Origin of the sequence: Lactiplantibacillus daoliensis, assembly GCF_005405005.1 — a bacterium.
GTDB lineage: Bacteria > Bacillota > Bacilli > Lactobacillales > Lactobacillaceae > Lactiplantibacillus > Lactiplantibacillus daoliensis.
The window spans coordinates 90,122-108,611 of sequence record NZ_BJDH01000006.1 but is presented as its reverse complement, the minus strand read 5'-3'; the positions used below and the strand labels follow the sequence as shown (position 1 = coordinate 108,611).

11 protein-coding genes and 1 pseudogene are annotated in these 18,490 nt (G+C 42.8%); 4 read left to right on the top strand and 8 right to left on the bottom strand.

The features are described from left to right. The first annotated feature begins 92 nt into the window (after window positions 1-92). The gene (locus FFM64_RS09030) at window positions 93-398 is read left to right on the top strand and encodes a hypothetical protein (RefSeq protein ID WP_137607687.1); all 306 of its coding nucleotides are present in this window, start codon (window positions 93-95) and stop codon (window positions 396-398) included. A gap of 50 nt (window positions 399-448) precedes the next feature. Here FFM64_RS09030 and FFM64_RS09025 read toward each other — a convergent pair whose 3' ends face one another. The 3 genes and pseudogenes from FFM64_RS09025 to nagE form a co-directional block, all read right to left on the bottom strand. Beyond that, window positions 449-1,021, bottom strand: coding sequence for an NADPH-dependent F420 reductase (locus FFM64_RS09025; RefSeq protein ID WP_137607686.1), 573 nt, complete (start codon window positions 1,019-1,021; stop codon window positions 449-451). 161 nt (window positions 1,022-1,182) lie between these two features. Continuing rightward, complete coding sequence (locus FFM64_RS09020; RefSeq protein WP_137607685.1) at window positions 1,183-4,173, bottom strand: LamG domain-containing protein; 2,991 nt, start codon at window positions 4,171-4,173, stop codon at window positions 1,183-1,185. Window positions 4,174-4,515: 342 nt separating this feature from the next. Further along, window positions 4,516-6,501: pseudogene (gene nagE / locus FFM64_RS09015) on the bottom strand (N-acetylglucosamine-specific PTS transporter subunit IIBC). Window positions 6,502-7,518: 1,017 nt separating this feature from the next. On the opposite strand from nagE, the gene FFM64_RS09010 reads away from it, so the two are divergent. After that, window positions 7,519-10,308 carry a MucBP domain-containing protein gene (locus tag FFM64_RS09010; RefSeq protein ID WP_171000362.1) on the top strand — a complete coding sequence of 930 codons (2,790 nt, stop codon included), beginning with the start codon at window positions 7,519-7,521 and terminating at the stop codon, window positions 10,306-10,308. A gap of 100 nt (window positions 10,309-10,408) precedes the next feature. Here the strand turns inward: FFM64_RS09010 and FFM64_RS09005 are convergent, their stop codons facing one another. The 3 genes from FFM64_RS09005 to FFM64_RS08995 form a co-directional block, all read right to left on the bottom strand. Continuing rightward, a complete protein-coding gene (locus tag FFM64_RS09005; RefSeq protein WP_137607683.1) occupies window positions 10,409-10,804 on the bottom strand; it encodes an iron-sulfur cluster biosynthesis family protein in 396 nt (131 codons plus the stop codon). A gap of 112 nt (window positions 10,805-10,916) precedes the next feature. Continuing rightward, window positions 10,917-12,068: an MFS transporter gene (locus tag FFM64_RS09000; protein ID WP_137607682.1), complete on the bottom strand. Its 1,152-nt coding sequence runs from the start codon at window positions 12,066-12,068 to the stop codon at window positions 10,917-10,919. A 134-nt stretch (window positions 12,069-12,202) separates the two neighbouring features. Further along, a complete protein-coding gene (locus FFM64_RS08995; protein WP_137607681.1) occupies window positions 12,203-14,560 on the bottom strand; it encodes an FAD-binding protein in 2,358 nt (785 codons plus the stop codon). 539 nt (window positions 14,561-15,099) lie between these two features. On the opposite strand from FFM64_RS08995, the gene FFM64_RS08990 reads away from it, so the two are divergent. Both FFM64_RS08990 and FFM64_RS08985 read left to right on the top strand, forming a co-directional pair. Beyond that, window positions 15,100-16,515: a DASS family sodium-coupled anion symporter gene (locus tag FFM64_RS08990; RefSeq protein ID WP_137607680.1), complete on the top strand. Its 1,416-nt coding sequence runs from the start codon at window positions 15,100-15,102 to the stop codon at window positions 16,513-16,515. 76 nt (window positions 16,516-16,591) lie between these two features. Then, window positions 16,592-17,479 carry a LysR family transcriptional regulator gene (locus tag FFM64_RS08985; RefSeq protein WP_137607679.1) on the top strand — a complete coding sequence of 296 codons (888 nt, stop codon included), beginning with the start codon at window positions 16,592-16,594 and terminating at the stop codon, window positions 17,477-17,479. Between the two features lie 75 nt (window positions 17,480-17,554). On the opposite strand, the gene FFM64_RS08980 is transcribed toward FFM64_RS08985, so the two are convergent. Both FFM64_RS08980 and FFM64_RS08975 read right to left on the bottom strand, forming a co-directional pair. Beyond that, entirely contained in the window at window positions 17,555-17,914 is a 360-nt protein-coding gene (locus FFM64_RS08980) for a hypothetical protein (RefSeq protein ID WP_137607678.1), read from the bottom strand. Window positions 17,915-18,075: 161 nt separating this feature from the next. Continuing rightward, a complete protein-coding gene (locus FFM64_RS08975) occupies window positions 18,076-18,411 on the bottom strand; it encodes a hypothetical protein (protein ID WP_137607677.1) in 336 nt (111 codons plus the stop codon). Window positions 18,412-18,490: the final 79 nt, after the last annotated feature.

Here is an 18,490-nt window from a genome sequence, read left to right as displayed (position 1 = left end):
ATAACAAATGCCTCGCATTTTGCTATTGGTGACGTTTTCACATTAGACTATGCTATACTTTAAAAAAGACTATACAAGGAGCCCTGCCCATCATGGCTAAACAAATTTTAGATGACAACACCAAGTACTACCGTCGACATTCTACGGCAGACTATATTTTTGTCATTGCATTTTTACTGTCAATTTTCATCATGCAAAAACTGTATGCACCGATTTTAGTCATTCTCGTTTATGTTCTCTATGCAGAATTCGCTGGTCAGGTTCTCGTATCCCCTGTTGATAATCGGATTGAAAAGGTCTGGGTGACTAAGGCCACTTGGAAAGCCTATAAAAAACGTCACCACATCTCGGCCTGGACCGAATATAACGCTGCAATGATTAACAACAAAAAATTTTAGATCAGAAGAAAACAGCCACCCAACTTGGATGACTGTTTTTTAAATCGGATTTACTTTTCGACAGCGAAGCCGCCATCCCAGCCAATCGTTTCCTTGGCTGCTAAAGTCATTTGCAAGAAACCGAAACGTTCTAATTCACGTGCACGTTTTAAGGCACCAGCATCAATATAAGCGACGCCACTATCCTTCAAAGCAGTAGCTAAAGTTTCTTTAGCTTCATCCGAATCACTCGCAGCCATCACCGTGGTCTGTTGCCCACCAACTTTACGACTCATAAGCGTTGCCGCAAAAGTCGTATTGAAAGCTTTGACAACCTTTGAATCTGGTAATAACTGCTTAATTTGTTCTGCAGCTGAGGTCCCTGCTGGAACCACTAAGTCGTCCCAAGAATCAAAGTTCAACGGATTGGTAATATCAATCACAATTTTACCAACTAATGCAGTTGGATTAGCTTTTGCGATACTAATTGCAGCTGAATATGGTACAGCTAAAACGACAATGTCGCCCAAATTCTTAATTGGATCGCCATTATCCAAGTAGCTGACCTCATTGCCGCCTTGCTTGAACACATCGCCGATTGCTTGACCCATGTTACCTTTACCAAAAATCGTAATTGCTGCCATAAAATATCAGCCTCCTGATTAGTTAAGTTTATTTGTTCACGCTTTCAAGTTACGATACTTCGGAAGGTCTGTCAATTTATTAGTTCACAACATTAAAAGCTGACCAGCACAATCAATCTGCTGGTCAGCTTTTACTTAATCATTTTAATTGCTAAAAAGGGCTAACGTTGGCGGCGCCACCAAATAAAGACACCACCACTAATCGCTAATAATACCCCACCAATCACGGATAATACGGTTTGAACCTGTTCACCAGTTTGCGGTAACCAGCTAGCAAATTTATTACTCATTGAACTAGCTGTCTTTTTGCTTTCTGAACTTGGTGTAACATTCGATCCTGACTTATCATCTGAACCCAACTTGCCATCTGTTCCCGGTTTACCGTCCGTACCTGACTTATCATCTGTTCCTGGCTTGCCTTCTGTACCTGGTTTACCGTCTGTTCCTGGCTTGCCTTCCATACCTGGTTTGCCTTCTGTTCCTGGTTTTGTTGTATCAGTCTGCCCTGGCTTTACTGCCACCAGATCTTTATCAGCCTCTAGCTTGGTATCATTATCAAGATCGACCAACACTTCTTCACCCTTAGACGTTCCCAACATTGATTGTTGAAGTGTGACTAATTTAGACGTTTTAACCTTGGCAGGTGTTAACTTAATGAGTGCTAAATCAGTAGTCGGTTGCTTATCAAAGCTCAGGACTAACTTCAACATACCTTCTGCCACCGTTTGTTGCACAATTTTAGTACCGGTTGGCACGTCAATCTTATCAATCGAACGACCAGCTAAATCCAGATGCATCTCAATGGCACGCGTCGTATGATTCTTTTGTGGATTGGTCAGCTTTATAGCCACTCGTTGATCAGAATGCGTTAGCTTAAGTCCTTCAACTTCGCGATGCTTCTTTTTCAAATCGGTTTGGGCTAGAAAAGCTGTCTTGTCAAAAACTTGACCTAACATATAATTGGGCTTGGGCACTTTTAGCGCATCTAAAACTAACGCACTAATATCAGCGTTACTACCACCTTGTAAGCGACGCCCACTATCGATGGTTTCGCCACCCATTGCTAAGAAAATATTTTCATTTGGTTCAGTTCTATCTTGACCGTGCCCTTGACCATGACCACCATGATCCGCATTCGCAATTACTAAAGTATCGTGGGCATGACCAGTAGCTTCCAATTTATCCATGACCTTTTTAAATAAATCATCATATTTAGCATACTGCTGCCAGTAATTATCATTGTACCAACCATGACCATGACCTTGACCATCCATATAATCGCTTTGCATGTATACTAATGACGTATTGGTAAATTCAGGCTTACCAATATAATCTGCAACATCGTCGAAGGATTTCAGCTTTGCGGACGGTTGTGTCATGACTGGGGCATCCGGTTCCGTAATCCCATTCAAGATTTGCTTCCATTCCGCAAAAGCAGCAGTGCCTTGGTGTGGATTGTGCTGTTGTAAAACTTTAAAAACTGACGCAAATTCGGGCTTAGTTTTGCTAAAGTCAGCAAAATAATGGTGCTCGGCACTTCCGTTCGTGACACGATATTCCTGTGGTAACGTTTCCCATGGTCGACCATGTAGCATCGAAGTATAATTTTGAGCCGAAACTGCCGGGTTAACAGAATGGGCCGTCGTACTCATCGCAAATTTTTTATTAAATAAGTCCAATGTGTACGTATTCTTCCGTTTGGCTAAAATAGCTGGATCTGTCGTCCATTGTGCCAATTCCCGGTTATCATGTGCATAGTACATTCCCTTCGGATCCCAAGGATTTCCACCACCATCAGTCGTCAAAACAACGACATGCTTGTAGGGCTTAATTTCAGATTTTGACGCAATTAACCCTTTCTCATCACCTGGTGCTAAAGCCAAGTCTCCGATTCCAATCACACCATCGCCATTATAGTCTTGCGCATCGCGCGCATGAATCGTGACAGCTTGTGAAGCAAAATCTGGCGTCTTACCATCAGCCTTTAACGTTCTTAGATATAACCAAGCCTTACCACTAGCCTTGGCCTTTAAATTAATATGAGCCAAACGAGTCTGATCGTAACGTTCGAATTGGGATGGGCTCAATTTGGCAGTCGTTGTAATTTTAATTTGACCAGGTGCAACCACTTCAACCTTAGTCACATCATTCCCACCCAATGTTTGATTAGCACTAACAAAATCAAACTTGCTAGCATCGTAGCGCATTTCGGTCGTAAAGGCGTCGGATCCGCCAAGTTGAGCTTCGCGCACGTGTACATTTAAACCGTAAGTGTGACCGATAGCAACATCATTGGCACCAAATAGACCTGGCTGACCAACTTGCTTTTTGGCAACAGATTCATGCTTACCCCGCTGAATAACCTGGTTCAAGCCACTAACTTCAGCATCTGTGAGAGCACGATCATATAATCGGGCCACTTGCACAGTACCCGTCAATGGGTATTGAAGTCGATTATTCTTACCACTATCCCCACCGATGACAAAATTAGCTGTTCCAGTGCCTTGCGGACCATTGAGTGTTCCTGGTGCGTCAACTGATGAGACTAATTTGCCGTCTAAATAGAGTTTAGCAGTATGTCCCTGTTGGTCATATACTCCAACAGCGTGGACCCACTTACCTGGACGTAACTTGGACTTCGGCTCTTTGTATCCTTTCCCAACGTGAGCATAAAAGATAACCTGACCATTGTGAACACCAAGGCCTAAGCCACCGCTTTCTTGATTAGAAAAAATTTCATGTTCACCAGCCTGAGCACCGTCATCCTTGAAATAGGCTTCAATTGTCGTTCCACTAGCAAGCTGGGCAAACCGATCATTGGTATATGGCAATAAATAGCCGGACTGACCATCAAATTTAGCGACTTTACCAGTTACCTCTGGATCAGTCGTTAACTGTGGCTGCCCAACAGCCGTTACAGCTGCTTTAGGATTTTTAGTGTCTTGCAAAATACCTTTTGAAAAATCAACATCAACTATCGTATTTTTTGACAAATCCAACGCTGGAATTGGTTGTGTTAGGGTTGTCATCGTCATATTATTAGGCGCCGTCGTCGTTGGCAGCTGTGGCGTTACCGCGGCAATTACCGGGGTAATAGTTGAGGCAAGAATTACTGAACAAGTCAGGGTCGTTATTAGGACTCGAGGCTTCATATAAAGTTATCACTCCACTTAAATTTATAGGCAATACTAAAAACATAAATTCAATCTTAATGAATAAATGTAAATATCTACCTCAGTGATTCGTAAAGACTTTGTATGCTTTTCATATAGTTATGTGATTGTTTTCAATCAATTACACTACTTGGTCAAAGTTTAGCTTTCCATTCTAAGCCAATTCAATTGGTGTGAAAGGTACAGGAACCTCATTCAAAATTGTATAAAATTCCAAAAATTTGAATTAGATTTCAAGAAGCCTAACAGTTAATCATTAGGTTTCATTTATAAAAAAAAGCCGAGCAACCGGATTGACCAGTTACTCAGCTTTCATAAACGCTATTTAGTTGTGGCAGTTAAAATTTTAGAGTTCGTGTCCACTTCATTCGACATGATCTTAAACTTCAATAACCCAACTGTGCCCATATTCGTAATAATCACAATCATTGGCGTCTGTTTGCCAGCAGCCTTGATCGCATCCAGGTCAACCTTGGCAACTACCTCACCATGTTTGACCGTTTGACCATCACTCACTTGGACATCGAAAGGTGCCCCTTTCAGTTCAACTGTGTCGATCCCCATATGCAACAACACTTCTAAACCAGATTCCGTCTTGAATCCAATCGCATGCTTAGTTGGGAAGACTGTCGTCACCGTTCCATCAACTGGTGCGGTAATGATGCCCGTCATTGGTTCAATGGCAAAGCCATCGCCCAACATCTTTTTGGCAAAGGTTTCATCTGGTACTTGTTCAATATCCAAATAGGTCCCATCCGCCACACTGTAGAAATCAGCGGTCAAACCAGACTTCGTGTTATCTACTGGGACAGCTTCTACGGAAGCCGCACTTTCAGTGGTCGTTGTTGTCATCGGTGCATTAGTTGCTTTCAATTGCGATAACGCATCTGCCACAAATTGAACTTCCGTCCCGACGATGATTTGCAAATTGTGTTTATCTAACTTATTGATGCCAGGGACACCCGTCCGCTTGATGGCAGCTTCATCAATCTGATCAGTATCTTTAAGTTGCAAACGTAGACGCGTCGTACAATTGTCGACAACTTCTAAGTTTTCAGAACCACCCAAGGCAGCATAGATTTTCTTCGCTTGAATCGTGTATTTATCATCCGTACTATCTGCAGACACATCAATTGCTTCTGCTTCATCCGCAGCCGTCAACGGTTCGCGACCAGGAGTCATTAAATGAAACTTCTTAATCGCAAAATCGAATCCGAAGTAGTAAATCGCCGCCATTACTAGACCTTGTAGTACTAACATTAACGGGTGGTTCGCAATTGGATTTTTCAAACTCAACACGAAGTCAACCAGGCCAGCACTGAAAGCAAAGCCGGCAGTCCAATGCATGAAGGCCGCAAAAGCTAATGAAAGCCCGGTAAAGATTGCGTGCAACACGTATAATGGCCAAGCCACAAACATGAACGAGAATTCCAAGGGTTCCGTAACTCCGGTAAAGAATGAGGCAAACGCCCCAGCCAACATTAGAGAAGCCGTTTCAACTTTACGTTCTGGTAAGGCATTGCGATAGATCGCATAGGCGCCAGCTGGTAACCCAAACATCATGACTGGGAAGAAACCAGCTTGATACATCCCGGTAACCCCTTTGACCCCTTTAGAAGCCAAAAACTTACCAATATCATTGATACCAGCAACATCAAACCAAAACACCGAATTTAAAGCTTGATGCAAGCCAGTTGGAATCAATAACCGGTTGAAGAAGCCGTATAATCCAGCCCCCACAGCGCCTAACCCTAAAATGAATTTACTAAAGGCAACCAAAACATTATAAACTGGCGGCCAAACTAATAGTAATACGACACTCACAACCAGCATCACTAGTGCCGCCAAAATTGGCACTAAGCGTTTCCCACTAAAGAATGATAGCGCCATTGGCAACTTAGTTTCATGGAAACGGTTATAAAGTGCCGCCGCAATTAACCCAGATAAAATCCCAATAAAAACATTCCCGATTTGGGCAAAGGAAGGATCAACCGCCGTCACTTTGAGATTTCACAAAGTGGCCACTGATTCTGGTTTCAAAACGTTGGTTGGCATTTCAAAGGCGACTAAACCAGCCAAAGCTGCCGCTCCGTCCTTATCCTTCGACATCCCCAATGCTAAACCGACTGCGAATAACAGTGGTAATTGTCCTAAAACAGCATTCCCACCAGCCTGTAAGAAATGAGCGACAACATCTGGACTGTACGACGCCCACCAATTACCAATCCCGACGAGCAACGCCGCAGCTGGTAAAACCGCAACGGGTAATTGTAATGACCGACCCATGCGTTGTAAATAAGCTTTCATGTGTTTTCCCCCTAGAAATAAATAAGTGCGATAATCTTAATTCAGAGCTAAGCTTACAGGAAAGAAAGCGCTTTTTCAATTGTCTTTCATTGGTCTAGACGGATTTTAAAACGAGGCTTATTCATAATCGCCTAGTGGTCTGGTCTCAATCGAACCGGTTTCAGTGATTGCTATGTAAGTATGAATGTAAGCGCTAAAATAATTGGTTCGTACTTTGAAGTAGGTGTAAAAATAAATAAAAAAATATTGGTTGTAAAATAACCTAGTCTCTAAAAAATGAAGCGACTAAAAATCAATCAGCATCAGATGTTAACTATCGCAAAACATATAGTAGCTACGCTTGGTGCTAGTTGAAATTGCCACCTGCCGGTTGGTTCCTAAAACGCTGGAACGCCGTGGGCCATTTTGAAGCCAAAAAGCGGTCTTCAAAACTGACCTTGGTCTAAGTCCGAGTAGACCACTCGCACTAAGGCCAACGACACGGCTGAGCATTTTAGGAACCAACCTTTCGGCTCAATTTATGGTCGACAATAGATAAGCGTTAATTTTCGTTAAATAACGCCGGGCGGGCCAGAATTGGCTCAGTGGTGTCGTTTATCTTGGTCGGTGATTTTCCGACTTAGATAAAGCCCGGCTTGGAAGACCGCACTTTGGCTTCCAAACGCGGCCACTACGTTCCAGCCGATTCTGGACCAACCAGAGTGGCAATTTAAGTCAACTAGCACCAAGTGTATAGTAGCTCAATAACATTAAATCAATTTATATGTTCATCAGAATTAACGAAATATATAAACAAATAGGCTGCATAAACATTGACATAGCGGCATTCATTTCAAAATTAGTTCACACCCCTGATACAGTACCGGTATACAGGGGTTTGGAACCATATTATAATAAAATTGAATAATGATAATTAAATATACTTACTAATTGTAAAGGAGTAAAATCATGTCTATTAAACCGTTGTTCAAGCACTCATGGCACCTCATTAGCCTAGTTCTGTTAGGATTCGGACTTATGACGACAAGCCAGTGCTTTCCAGTAAGTGCTGACACTTTGGATAACCAGCCGTTGACCAATACGTCTTTAACGACCTCGCCAACTGCACCATTAACATCGAATCTCAGTTTGATGGCTTTGGCCGAAGCACCAGCAGCTACTGCTGATCCTATTACAGGTAAATTTGGATCAAGTGAGTGGTCCTTACAAGATGGCACCCTAACCATTGGTCCTGGTGACTTTGCAAGCCATAGCGCCGAAACCTCTCCTTGGGCTGCCTACAGTGACCAAATCACCAAGATTGAAATTACTGGCCCAGTCACCTTTAACACATACGCCGCCGGACTATTCGCGGGGTTATCAAACCTCACTCAAATTGATGGTCTTGAAAAGGTCGATACCAGCCAAACAATTTCTATGGATGATCTCTTCTCAACGGATTCACAGCTAACAGATTTGACTGGAATCGAGGGCTGGCAAACCAGTAACCTCAGAACTCTTAACCGCACATTTTTTGCAACCGCTTTAATTGGTAAACTTGACTTGAGTGGCTGGGATGTCAGTTCGTTAACGAGCGCCTCGATGGCTTTTTCGCGCACAGGTGCCCTTGATGAGAACGGCAACCGCTTGTTCAACTTATTGGACTTATCTGGCTGGAACTTCAAAGCTGCCAAAGTTAATTTAGCAACTTTTGGCTATCAACTCCAGGCTAACGCAATCAATACAACTGGCTGGGAAAACACGAGCCATATTACCAGCATGGAAAGCATGTTCACTTTTTCCAGAATACAAAAAATCGACATGTCATCGTTTGACATGCGCCAATTAGGTAATTCATATGGTGGCACCCGGCAAATGTTCACTTACGCTAGTGTCCTAAAAGAACTAAAACTTGGCCCCTATTCTACTCTTGCTGGCACTGGCCTGCCGTCAATCACTGAAACCAACAAATACACCGGCTATTGGCAAAATATTGGCACAGGAACTGTCAGTCAGCCTAATGGCGACCAAGTACTCACAACCAGCCAATTGGTGGATGCTTATGATGGCACTAAAACCCAAGCAACCGACACTTTCGTTTGGCAACCCAAAGCTTCACAACCGGTAACCGTCAAATATGTCGATGCCGATACTGGCAAGGATATCAAGGACGCAACAACTATTACTGGTTCCATTGATGATCCCTTTACCATCACGCCACCAGCCATCGATAATTATTCTTACCAGGGAACCCAAGATGATACACCATTAACTGGCACGATTAGCGGAACTGCTCAAACGATCACCTTACGATACCAGTCACAGCCCACTGAGGGTAGCATCACCGTTAATTATTTAGATGCTGATAGGCAAAGTATCGCGGCACCACAAACTATGACCGGTAAGCTCGGTAGTGCTTATACCATCGAGCCAAAATCAATTGATGGCTACAGCTATCAATCCGGTGACTTAACCGGTACTTATACCACCACGAACCGCGCCGTTAATCTCATTTATCAAAAAGACGCCGCTAAAGGGACAGTAACGGTCAATTATGTCGATAACAACGGCAAAAAAACCGCCGACGCCACCACGCTAACTGGGCCGGTTGACAATTCCTATACCATTGAAAAGAAAGCCATTTCTGGCTATACTTTCAAGACTGGTGACTTAACCGGGACCTATACCACAACACCCAAAACTGTCACCCTCACTTATGAGGCAGCGACAACTCAAGGTACCGTCACAATCAACTACTTGGATGATCAAGGCAAAGCCTTAGCGCCTGCCAAAACACTCACTGGCGACGTGGCAACGCCATATACGATTAGCCAAATCAATATCGATGGCTATACGTTCCAACATGCTGATGGTGCCTTATCAGGCAGTTTCACGAAAGAACCCCAGACGGTTAATTTAACCTACAAAGCGACTACCGACAAACAAGGACAAGTTATCGTTAAATATCAGACAGCTGACGGTAAAACGCTCGCCCCAGATTCCCAATTATCCGGGACAATTGAAACACCTTATACCATTACACCACCAACCTTCACGAATTATCAATATCAGAAGGCCAATGGTGACTTAACCGGCAAATTTGGAGCGACTACACCAACAGTGACCTTAACGTACACTAAGCAGACAGCCAATCAGGGTCAGGTGATCGTTAATTATTTGGACTTATCCGGGCAGTCAATCGCTGCCAGCACAACATTAACTGGTGATCTGAATACTGCATACACGACAACTGCTAAAACAATTGCCGGCTACACTCATGTCAAAACGACCGGCCAGCCAACTGGTACCTTCGGCGCACAAGCTCAAACCGTTAGTTACTACTATCAAAAACAGTCGACCAGTCAAGATCAACGGCAGTTAACCGGGCAAGACTACACGATGACCGTCAACGGTGCAACTCCAACCGCCAGCGATTTCAAAGCCAGCGCCAAAGATAAAGACGGCCACGCAATTGACGTTAAAGTTGACCTTAGCCAAGCTAACCTCAAGCAAGTCGGCAGTTATCAAGTCACTTTGAGTACTAGCGATGGTCAAACCTTAATTGTGAAACTGCATGTCATTGCGGGCAATTCTGGCAGTAGCGAAACCGGTGATACCATTAATCCTGGTAAAACACCTCAACCCGCTAAGACCGTCGCATCTAGTTCACAACAACCAACAACACAGCCTCAACCGACTGTCAGCACAAGCCAACAACGTGCCGCTAAGAAATTACCGGCAACTGGTGAAAAAGCAAGTCAACTCGGATTAATTATGGGTCTACTTGGCCTAATTACCATTAGTTATCTCGCCCGTAAACGTTTCTAATTTTAGTCATAAAACAAGAAAAATAGCCGATTTCTGAAATCACATTTGACTTCAGAGGTCGACTATCTTTTTGATTACTAGTATAAAAAATACGTACCGATTAACATGACTCGCTATGAGCAATCACACCTTGCTTAAAGGCGGCAAGAACCGTTGCGCCATCGGCAATTTGAACTGCGCGATCCAAAATATGCGCATCATCTTTAATTGAAATACGACCTTGATCATAATCCAAAGCCACGCCAGTATTCAAAAACATTAAATCATAATTGGACGTCCATAACTGGATTCCCTGCGCATTATTGAGTCTAATTGAATAATCTGCATCCGGTTGATCCAGAACAATGATCGTGAATTTCGTACCAATCGAGCAAGCACCACCCTGTAAAGAGTACTTGCCACCACCGTCATCCGTTATTAAAACTAAATTTTTATCCGTCAACTGTTTACGTGCCAATAGTGCAACAAAAGCATCACTTAATTTAATAGTGGTCATTTTTCATTTCTCCTTCATCAAACAACTACCCGATTTAAGAATAACGCGTACTGACGCTAAAATCGATCATCCTGCCTACAGTGTGTCTCAACAATCATTGAACCAACTAATTTTACGCCAAGTCACGTCGGTTTAACCAATAAACTAGCACAACCGCTGGCAACGTGATCATCATCACTGGGTAGAACCATGTCCATGGTAAAAGTGTGCTAATCAAACCGCCAAACATTGGTCCGAGTGTCATGCCTAGGTCAATCCCAATATAAAAAGTACTGTTCGCTAGCCCACGATCACTGTCAGGAACTAAGGTCAGCGCCTTTGCTTGGCAAATCGAGTACATCAATCCATAGCCAGCAGCCAGCCCCAGTGCCGCAATAATTAACATTAGCCAATTGTTCAAATCAATGAGTGCCAATACCCCAACGAGATTACAGCCTAGGCAAATCCAGAAAAATTTACTGAATGGTACTCGATCAAATAAATCACGTAATCCCAATCTCAAGCCAAGTAAAATGATGGCATAGACGGGAAAGAATGCTCCAGCCGAGACTGAAAAATGCCGCTGAGCAATGTAGCTCACAATATAGGTTTGGGTCGCAAAATAAGGCAACGAAAACAGCATTAAAATTATGGCCACCGGAATCACTTTCGGTTGCACGATTCGAAACCGTTTGACCGCCTGAGTGGCCTTAACGGAGCGCGGAATTCCGCGATTACCCACAAACTGAATCAGGATCAACATGAGTAGACTACACCCCGCCGAGGTCCAAAAGACCAGCTGATAACTGAAATGGGCGTATAAATAAACCGCTAATGCTGGCCCAACCGCCATCCCCATGGCGTTAGCCAGGCCATAGATTCCCATCCCCGAACCGATACGATCCGCCGGCAACAGACTGGCCATCCAGGTTGCCATGCAAACCGAACAGAGCGTGTAACCAATCCCAGTAATAATCCGGCAAATAATAATTAACTGAATATTCGTCGTTAGACTATAACCCACGCTAGCAATTACAAACAGGCTGCCACCCACAAGCGTTAAATGATATTTGGAAACTCGATCCGTTAAATTACCCGCCACTGGTCGTAATAGTAATGACGTTAAATTAGTCGCTCCGGCAACGACACCAGCCAATAAACTGTTGGCCCCGACCGAAGTAGCGAAACCGGCAATAACCGGATTGATCAACATGGGATTCATTAAAAAGAAAAAACTAGCTGCCAAGACTAACTTGACATCTTTTGTATATAAACGCGTTTTCATTAACAATTGCACTTTCTAAAACTCAATTTACACTAACTACTTCGTACTGACTTAATTTCATTGTAGCCCAAACGTCAAAAAGTGTCCCGGACAACCTTGCCCAGCACACTTATGACGTTATTTATTTCAAACTGTTAGGCATGAACCTGTTTCAATGCATCTTGAACCGCTTCTTTAATTGCACGACTGGAAGCAGAAGCCCCAGAAATCGCATCAACATCAGCCGAGTTCGCCGCTACAATCGCTTTTGGCAACTGTTCAACGGCTACCAAGCCAACATCTTCACTTTCGTGGTGTTGCATTACCTCAACCTTTTCAATCTGTTTTTGACGATATGTGACCCGCACGGTAATTTTACCGCCAAGCCCACTATTTGAACTACCTAAATACTGGTCAGTGCCAAGTGTAACTTGTGCGGCCTTTTCCGCATCAGCAATATCATTGACACCGTTCGCATCAGAAGCATTAACCTCGTCTGCATCGGCTTTGACGGCTGCCGCATTTTCACCGGCCAACTTACCAAAGACTAAGCACTCAGTCAGATTACCACCGCCTTGGTAACAATTTGAGACAATCCCACCGAGTTCACCAGCCCCATAGAGATGCGGGATTGGTTGATTTTCGGTATTCAAGATTTGGGCATTTTCATTGCGTTGTGGTCCACCTTGCGTATTCAAAACATCATTCGCAACCGCAATCGCATAGTATGGGCCATTATCAAAACAACGCATGCTTTCGGGATGGCGTCCAAAGGCATAATCTTGACCTAATTTTTTGAATTGATTAAAACGGGAAACAGTCATTTTCAGGTTTTCAGCCGGGACCGACATTCGTACCGCTAAATCCGTAAGGGACGTTGCGGAAATCAGTTTTTTCATAAACTCTGGATAAGGTAGCCGACCATTTTCATTGAGTTCTCGTTTGAAATCATTATATTGTGTCTGGTCAAAGACCAAATATGGGTGTTGATTCTTCATTGGAATCAGCCATGACCCATGTGTTTGAATATGACCATGCCGGTGTGGTGAATCTTCTGGGAAATAACGAGTCCCATCATCGGCAGTTACCAAAATACTTCCTTGCTTCAATAATGGCCAATTGAGTTGACGACCACGTTTGTTGGGACCTTCCTTAAAAGTTAAACCCGGCAAAACGCCATGAGACTCGTAATTGGCCATGTGCCACATTTTTGCGCCAACGGCTTGCGCCATTTTGACCCCATCACCACGGTTATATAACGTTCCAAGTGGCGTTAAATGTTCACTGTGCAAGTATGTTTGCACAAGTTCAGGGTTATTCTCAAAACCGCCCGTCGCCAAAACGACCCCATTGTTGGCATGAATATTTAAGACTTGATCATGACGTTTGATTTGCACCCCACGAACAACGCCAGTACCGGGTTCTTGAATCAATTTTTGTGCCCGTGAGTCGAGCCAAATATCGATTTTATCTGTGCGTTCCATGACTTTTTGCCGTAAAACTTTCCATAATCCAGCATCCATATCGCGCTTATGAACTAACGCAAAATCAACCGTTTCGCTTCCTTTGAATTCAGGATATTCAGCCATAGTCTTTTTGACCGCAACCGCATCACCAGGTTTAATATCACGCTTCCAACTAACTGCCTTAATCCCAAGATACTTTTTAAAATAAGTTGGGATTTGACTCATCCCGCGTAAATATGCCTGCAAAGTCTTTTCAGGCGTTGTAAATGGTGCACCTAAAGCATGATAATAGTCCGTTAATTGATCTAAGTCGTTGCCCATAACGACATGTTGTGCAGAATAACGAGTATTACCACCTTCACGGCCATAAGGTGCGGCTTCGACGACTAACACATGCGCACCTTGATCAGCCGCAAAACGAGCTGCTGAAGCGCCTGCACCACCAAAGCCGAGCACGATAACATCATAACTTCCTTGCCAGTTAACTTTCAACGTGGCAGCGCCGTTTTGCATTTTCACTAACTGTGTGAAATGGGCAAAACAACTTTCCAAGAAACTCACTGTGCGTTGATCGACCAAATTGCCATCAGCATCAAAGGCCTTGGGCGCAAAACTCAACATAAATTCATTACCAGGTAACACATCGGCATCAACGCCTGGCGCATTTAAAATTAAGCGTAATTCATCTTGTGCGCGAGAAGTTCCTTGAATTCCCAATGATGTCCCGACAATCATTAATGGTTTACCAGTTAGTGGATGAATCGTGCAAGATAACCATTCAATCACACTTTTAAGTGCAGCTGGAACTGCATGATCATATTCAGGCACCCCAATAATGACGCCATCCGCAGCTTCAATCTGTGCTGCTAACGTTTGAACAGTTGTTGGCAACACATCATCCGCCTGTGGTTCTTTGAACAGTGGCACTTGATCAATTTCAGCCACCGTTATCGTGACATTTGAGCTAAAGTGCTGTTGTATGTAATGTAGTAATTCACGATTATAAGATTTCTCAGCATTTGTACCAACGATTGCGACTAACTTCATAGTTAACAGTCCTTTTATTTTTAAACGTAAAATTCAAAAAGTAGCGTGTGGTTGTTCACAAAGTCAATATAACCACTATTCAGAAAAAAACAATGTGAAATTTTAGCTATCCTGTCAAAAAGATTGTCATGACGGTCAAAATTCATCTTTTTTTAAAGTGCAATTGTCAATACTAAGTGCATAAAGCGCTTACTCAAGCGAAATAATAGTTTGATAATCATCAATAATATTTATAATTATCATAGTGATTATCCCTTAACTATGTGGCGTCCTCTCATCAAGCCAAATGCCTAGTATGCTAGATTTAGACATATTTAACAGTATTTTCAACTGATTTCGTCCTAATTATCCGCTCTATTTTTTAGATTAGTCATTGACAGAAACAAAATAAAAGTTATGATACAACGTGAAAGTTCAAAAAGCCGTGTGCATATGTCCATTCATGTGAATTTATTATCAAGCTTGATGGCGACGGTTGCGCCATCTGTAGGTATTCCATTTCTTCACTATTTGAATCGTCACACAGAGGGGTCCACATTATGCTTAATAAAATTAATTGGAAAGCTTTCATCCTGCCATTGATTCTCGGAATTGTCATTTGGCTATTGACACCATTCAAGCCAGCCGAAATCAGTCCGACTGCTTGGCACTTATTCGCCATCTTCATCGCAACCATCATTGCTTGTGTCACAAAACCACTCCCAATGATGGGCACAACTTTGATTGGGATCACCATTGCAACATTAACTGGAATTTTTTCTATGGATGAAGTCGCCGCCGGTTTTGGGAATTCTACTGCGTGGCTAATTGCCATGTGCATGTTCATGGCCGCTGGTTTCATCAAGTCCGGACTAGGCAAACGGATTGCCTACGTATTCGTTAAACTCTTCGGAAAGCACACTTTAGGATTAGCCTATGCCTTGTCAGCGGTCGACACCGTACTGGCTATTGGTATTCCTAGTAACAATGCCCGTGCAAACGGCATTATGTATCCCATCATTGATAACCTATCTCACGAGATGGGGTCCGATCCTAAAGACGGGACTCAACGCAAACTCGGCTCATTTTTAGTTTTTAATGAATACGAGATTGATAACGTGACTTCCGGCTTGTTTTTAACTGGATTAGCTGGCAACATGATTGCCCTAGGATTTGCTAAGACCCAAGGAATCACCATTTCTTGGCTTCAATGGTTTGCGGCTGCAAGTGTCCCCGGCTTGCTTTCGCTACTAATTATTCCATTTGTGCTATACAAAGTTTATCCACCAGAAATCAAATCAACGCCCAATGCGCATGCATGGGCAGATGCACGTCTTCAAGAAATTGGCAAAATGACTATGAGTGAAAAGATCATGGGTTCGACTTTTATCCTTGCCATTTTCTTATGGCTTGCTGGTGCCCACTTCGGCATCGACGCAACGGAAGTCAGTTTCATTGCCGTTGCAATTCTCTTAATCACCGGGGTCATTACGACTAAAGATATGCTGAATGAAAGCTTTGCCTGGAATATTTTAACTTGGTTATCCATTATCATGTTAATGTCCAAAAAATTGATGGTACTAGGATTTTTCCCATGGTTCTCCAAAGTCTTGGGTCATGCGCTACATGGGATGCCTTGGATTTTTGTCATCATTATCCTCTTTCTTGCTTATTTCTATCTACATTACATGTTCCCAAGTATCGCTACTCAGATTTCCGCTTTATACGCAGGTTTCTTATCGGTTGCCATTGGAACAGGCGTGCCACCAACGTTGGCTGCTTTATTGCTGGCATTTTGTGGCTCAATCTACCTGTCAACCACCCCCTATTCCGCCGGCACGGCAGCCTTCTTCTCCAGCACCGGTTATGTGACCAATAAAGAATGGTGGCAATTAAGTGCTTTAATTGGAGTTATCTTCAATATCATCTGGCTTGGCGGTGGTCTCTTATGGACCAAAGTCATTGGAATTTGGTAGTTATAATTAACGAAATAAAAACCGCTTCTAAACTAATTTAGGCTATACTTAACTTAGTTTAGAGGAGGTTTTTTTGATGAATGAGCGTGATTTAAAATACTTTTGTCATCTTGTTGAAAGCGGCAATTACACGGCAACTGCCAAACATTTTAAGGTAACCCAACCAGCAATTTCCGCGGCTTTAAAACGATTAGAAAAGAAATACGCTACCCAACTTATGACCCATCAAGATCACCGTTCACGTCTAATCACAACCGCAGCTGGTCAGGTTTTATATATCAAGGCTCGCAAACTCATTCAAGAATTCGCCCAAGTCGACCTAGAAGTCAAACATGCAGAAGACCAAAAGGTACGCTTGGGATTTTCACATGTGGCTGGTGGGCTGTGGCTTCCAAGAGTCATCGAAACTTTTGCCCACCATAACCTGTTGCAGGCAGTGACAACCGAAGTGTCCATCTCCGAACAATTACTCACAAAATTGCGTCATCACAAGCTTGATGCAGCAATTTTTTCTTCACTGCAGCCACTACAATCTGACGATTTACAAGTCTTTCCACTCGAAATACACCCACTGTGTGTTCTTGCAAACACACAACATCCCCTCAGTCACTTAGACCTGATACAAGCCACTGATTTACAGGGAGTGTCAGTAATTGCCCGTGAACCACATTCACTACCAAACTCCGCCTTGGAACGTTACTGTCTACAAAGCAACGTTAGATCAAAAATCATTTACGAGGCTCCCAGCAGCCAGCTCGTGGAAAAACTAGTTGCACGTAATCTCGGCATCGGTTTTGTCATTGACGGTTCCGTTTCAATTAGTTCCAATGTGGTTAAAATACCACTTCAACCCAGTCAAGCCATCAATTGCTATATGCAAATGGCAGTCCGTAAATCCTTTATCCCAAACGAACAGCAACTACAGTGTATTGAGCTTCTTAAAAAAGTTAAAGGCCAAGATTAGATTCAAATTCTATTATCTTGACTTATTTTTATGATCAGAACAGACAACCCAATCTATAATTACAAGCATGCTAAGCTAAACATTGCTTGATATTATATATATTCTCGGAAATGTACTCACAAACGGATCGACATCTGCATAATAGATTGAGTATGGACCGTGAAGTGCTATTTCGTTGTTACCAATTGTCATTTTATTTAGCGAGTCAAACTGATTTAGTCTTTTCGGATGATGAAAACCGCTCTTTACATACTCATTAATCAGGCGCACATCAACGACTACTTTAACAATAGTTGGTATATCATCACTTAGCGAATATATTTTGACAGCAGTTTCATTTGTATAAACTTCAATGTAACCATTGGGATCCAGTATGAATTCGAAGCCCATTTTAAAATTATTATCAGTATTCCTCACAATATTTTTCTGTAACATAATCTCCCCCAAAACATATTTGTTAAAGCTTCTATGAGGCAAGTTAGCAGTTCTCAAACAACCGAAATTAATTACTCAGCTGCTCCAGCAAACCAACTTAACGAAAAAAGCCGCCGAAGTGTTAAAAATCACTTTCCAACGACAATCTTAATGGTGCCTAACTACTTTTCAACAATTTCAAGTAAGGCTTTTAAGTCCGCTTGCTTATTCAAAACCGTGACCAATTGTTGGCCAGTTTTCTCATAAGTCATTGAATCAAAAACTTTCACTGCCAACTTGGGACCATTAGCCGCTGACATTTGAAGCGCTTCTAATTTCGCAAAAACCGTCACCGTCGGGTTAACATCGAAGATTGCCGCCACATCCGGTAGCATTTCGCCTAAAGGTAGTTCATTTTGATAATTACCACTCTTAAAATAAGCACGCAGGCAGAACATGAGAATTGCGCGTTCATACATTGATAGTGTTGATAACTGCTTTTTTAAGTCCGAATCCATTTTTAACACCCATCCTAATTTTTGACTTCCTAATCATCATAGCACATTACAGAACACGCACAGTCTTCCAAAATCACCA

Coding starts and splice junctions, on each gene's coding strand:
- FFM64_RS09000 (WP_137607682.1), bottom strand. CDS start 12,068: ATGAAAACGCGTTTATATACAAAAGATGTCAAGTTAGTCTTGGCAGCT.
- FFM64_RS08990 (WP_137607680.1), top strand. CDS start 15,100: ATGCTTAATAAAATTAATTGGAAAGCTTTCATCCTGCCATTGATTCTC.
- FFM64_RS09010 (WP_171000362.1), top strand. CDS start 7,519: ATGACGACAAGCCAGTGCTTTCCAGTAAGTGCTGACACTTTGGATAAC.
- FFM64_RS09005 (WP_137607683.1), bottom strand. CDS start 10,804: ATGACCACTATTAAATTAAGTGATGCTTTTGTTGCACTATTGGCACGT.
- FFM64_RS09025 (WP_137607686.1), bottom strand. CDS start 1,021: ATGGCAGCAATTACGATTTTTGGTAAAGGTAACATGGGTCAAGCAATC.
- FFM64_RS09020 (WP_137607685.1), bottom strand. CDS start 4,173: ATGAAGCCTCGAGTCCTAATAACGACCCTGACTTGTTCAGTAATTCTT.
- FFM64_RS08985 (WP_137607679.1), top strand. CDS start 16,592: ATGAATGAGCGTGATTTAAAATACTTTTGTCATCTTGTTGAAAGCGGC.
- FFM64_RS08975 (WP_137607677.1), bottom strand. CDS start 18,411: ATGGATTCGGACTTAAAAAAGCAGTTATCAACACTATCAATGTATGAA.
- FFM64_RS09030 (WP_137607687.1), top strand. CDS start 93: ATGGCTAAACAAATTTTAGATGACAACACCAAGTACTACCGTCGACAT.
- FFM64_RS08995 (WP_137607681.1), bottom strand. CDS start 14,560: ATGAAGTTAGTCGCAATCGTTGGTACAAATGCTGAGAAATCTTATAAT.
- FFM64_RS08980 (WP_137607678.1), bottom strand. CDS start 17,914: ATGTTACAGAAAAATATTGTGAGGAATACTGATAATAATTTTAAAATG.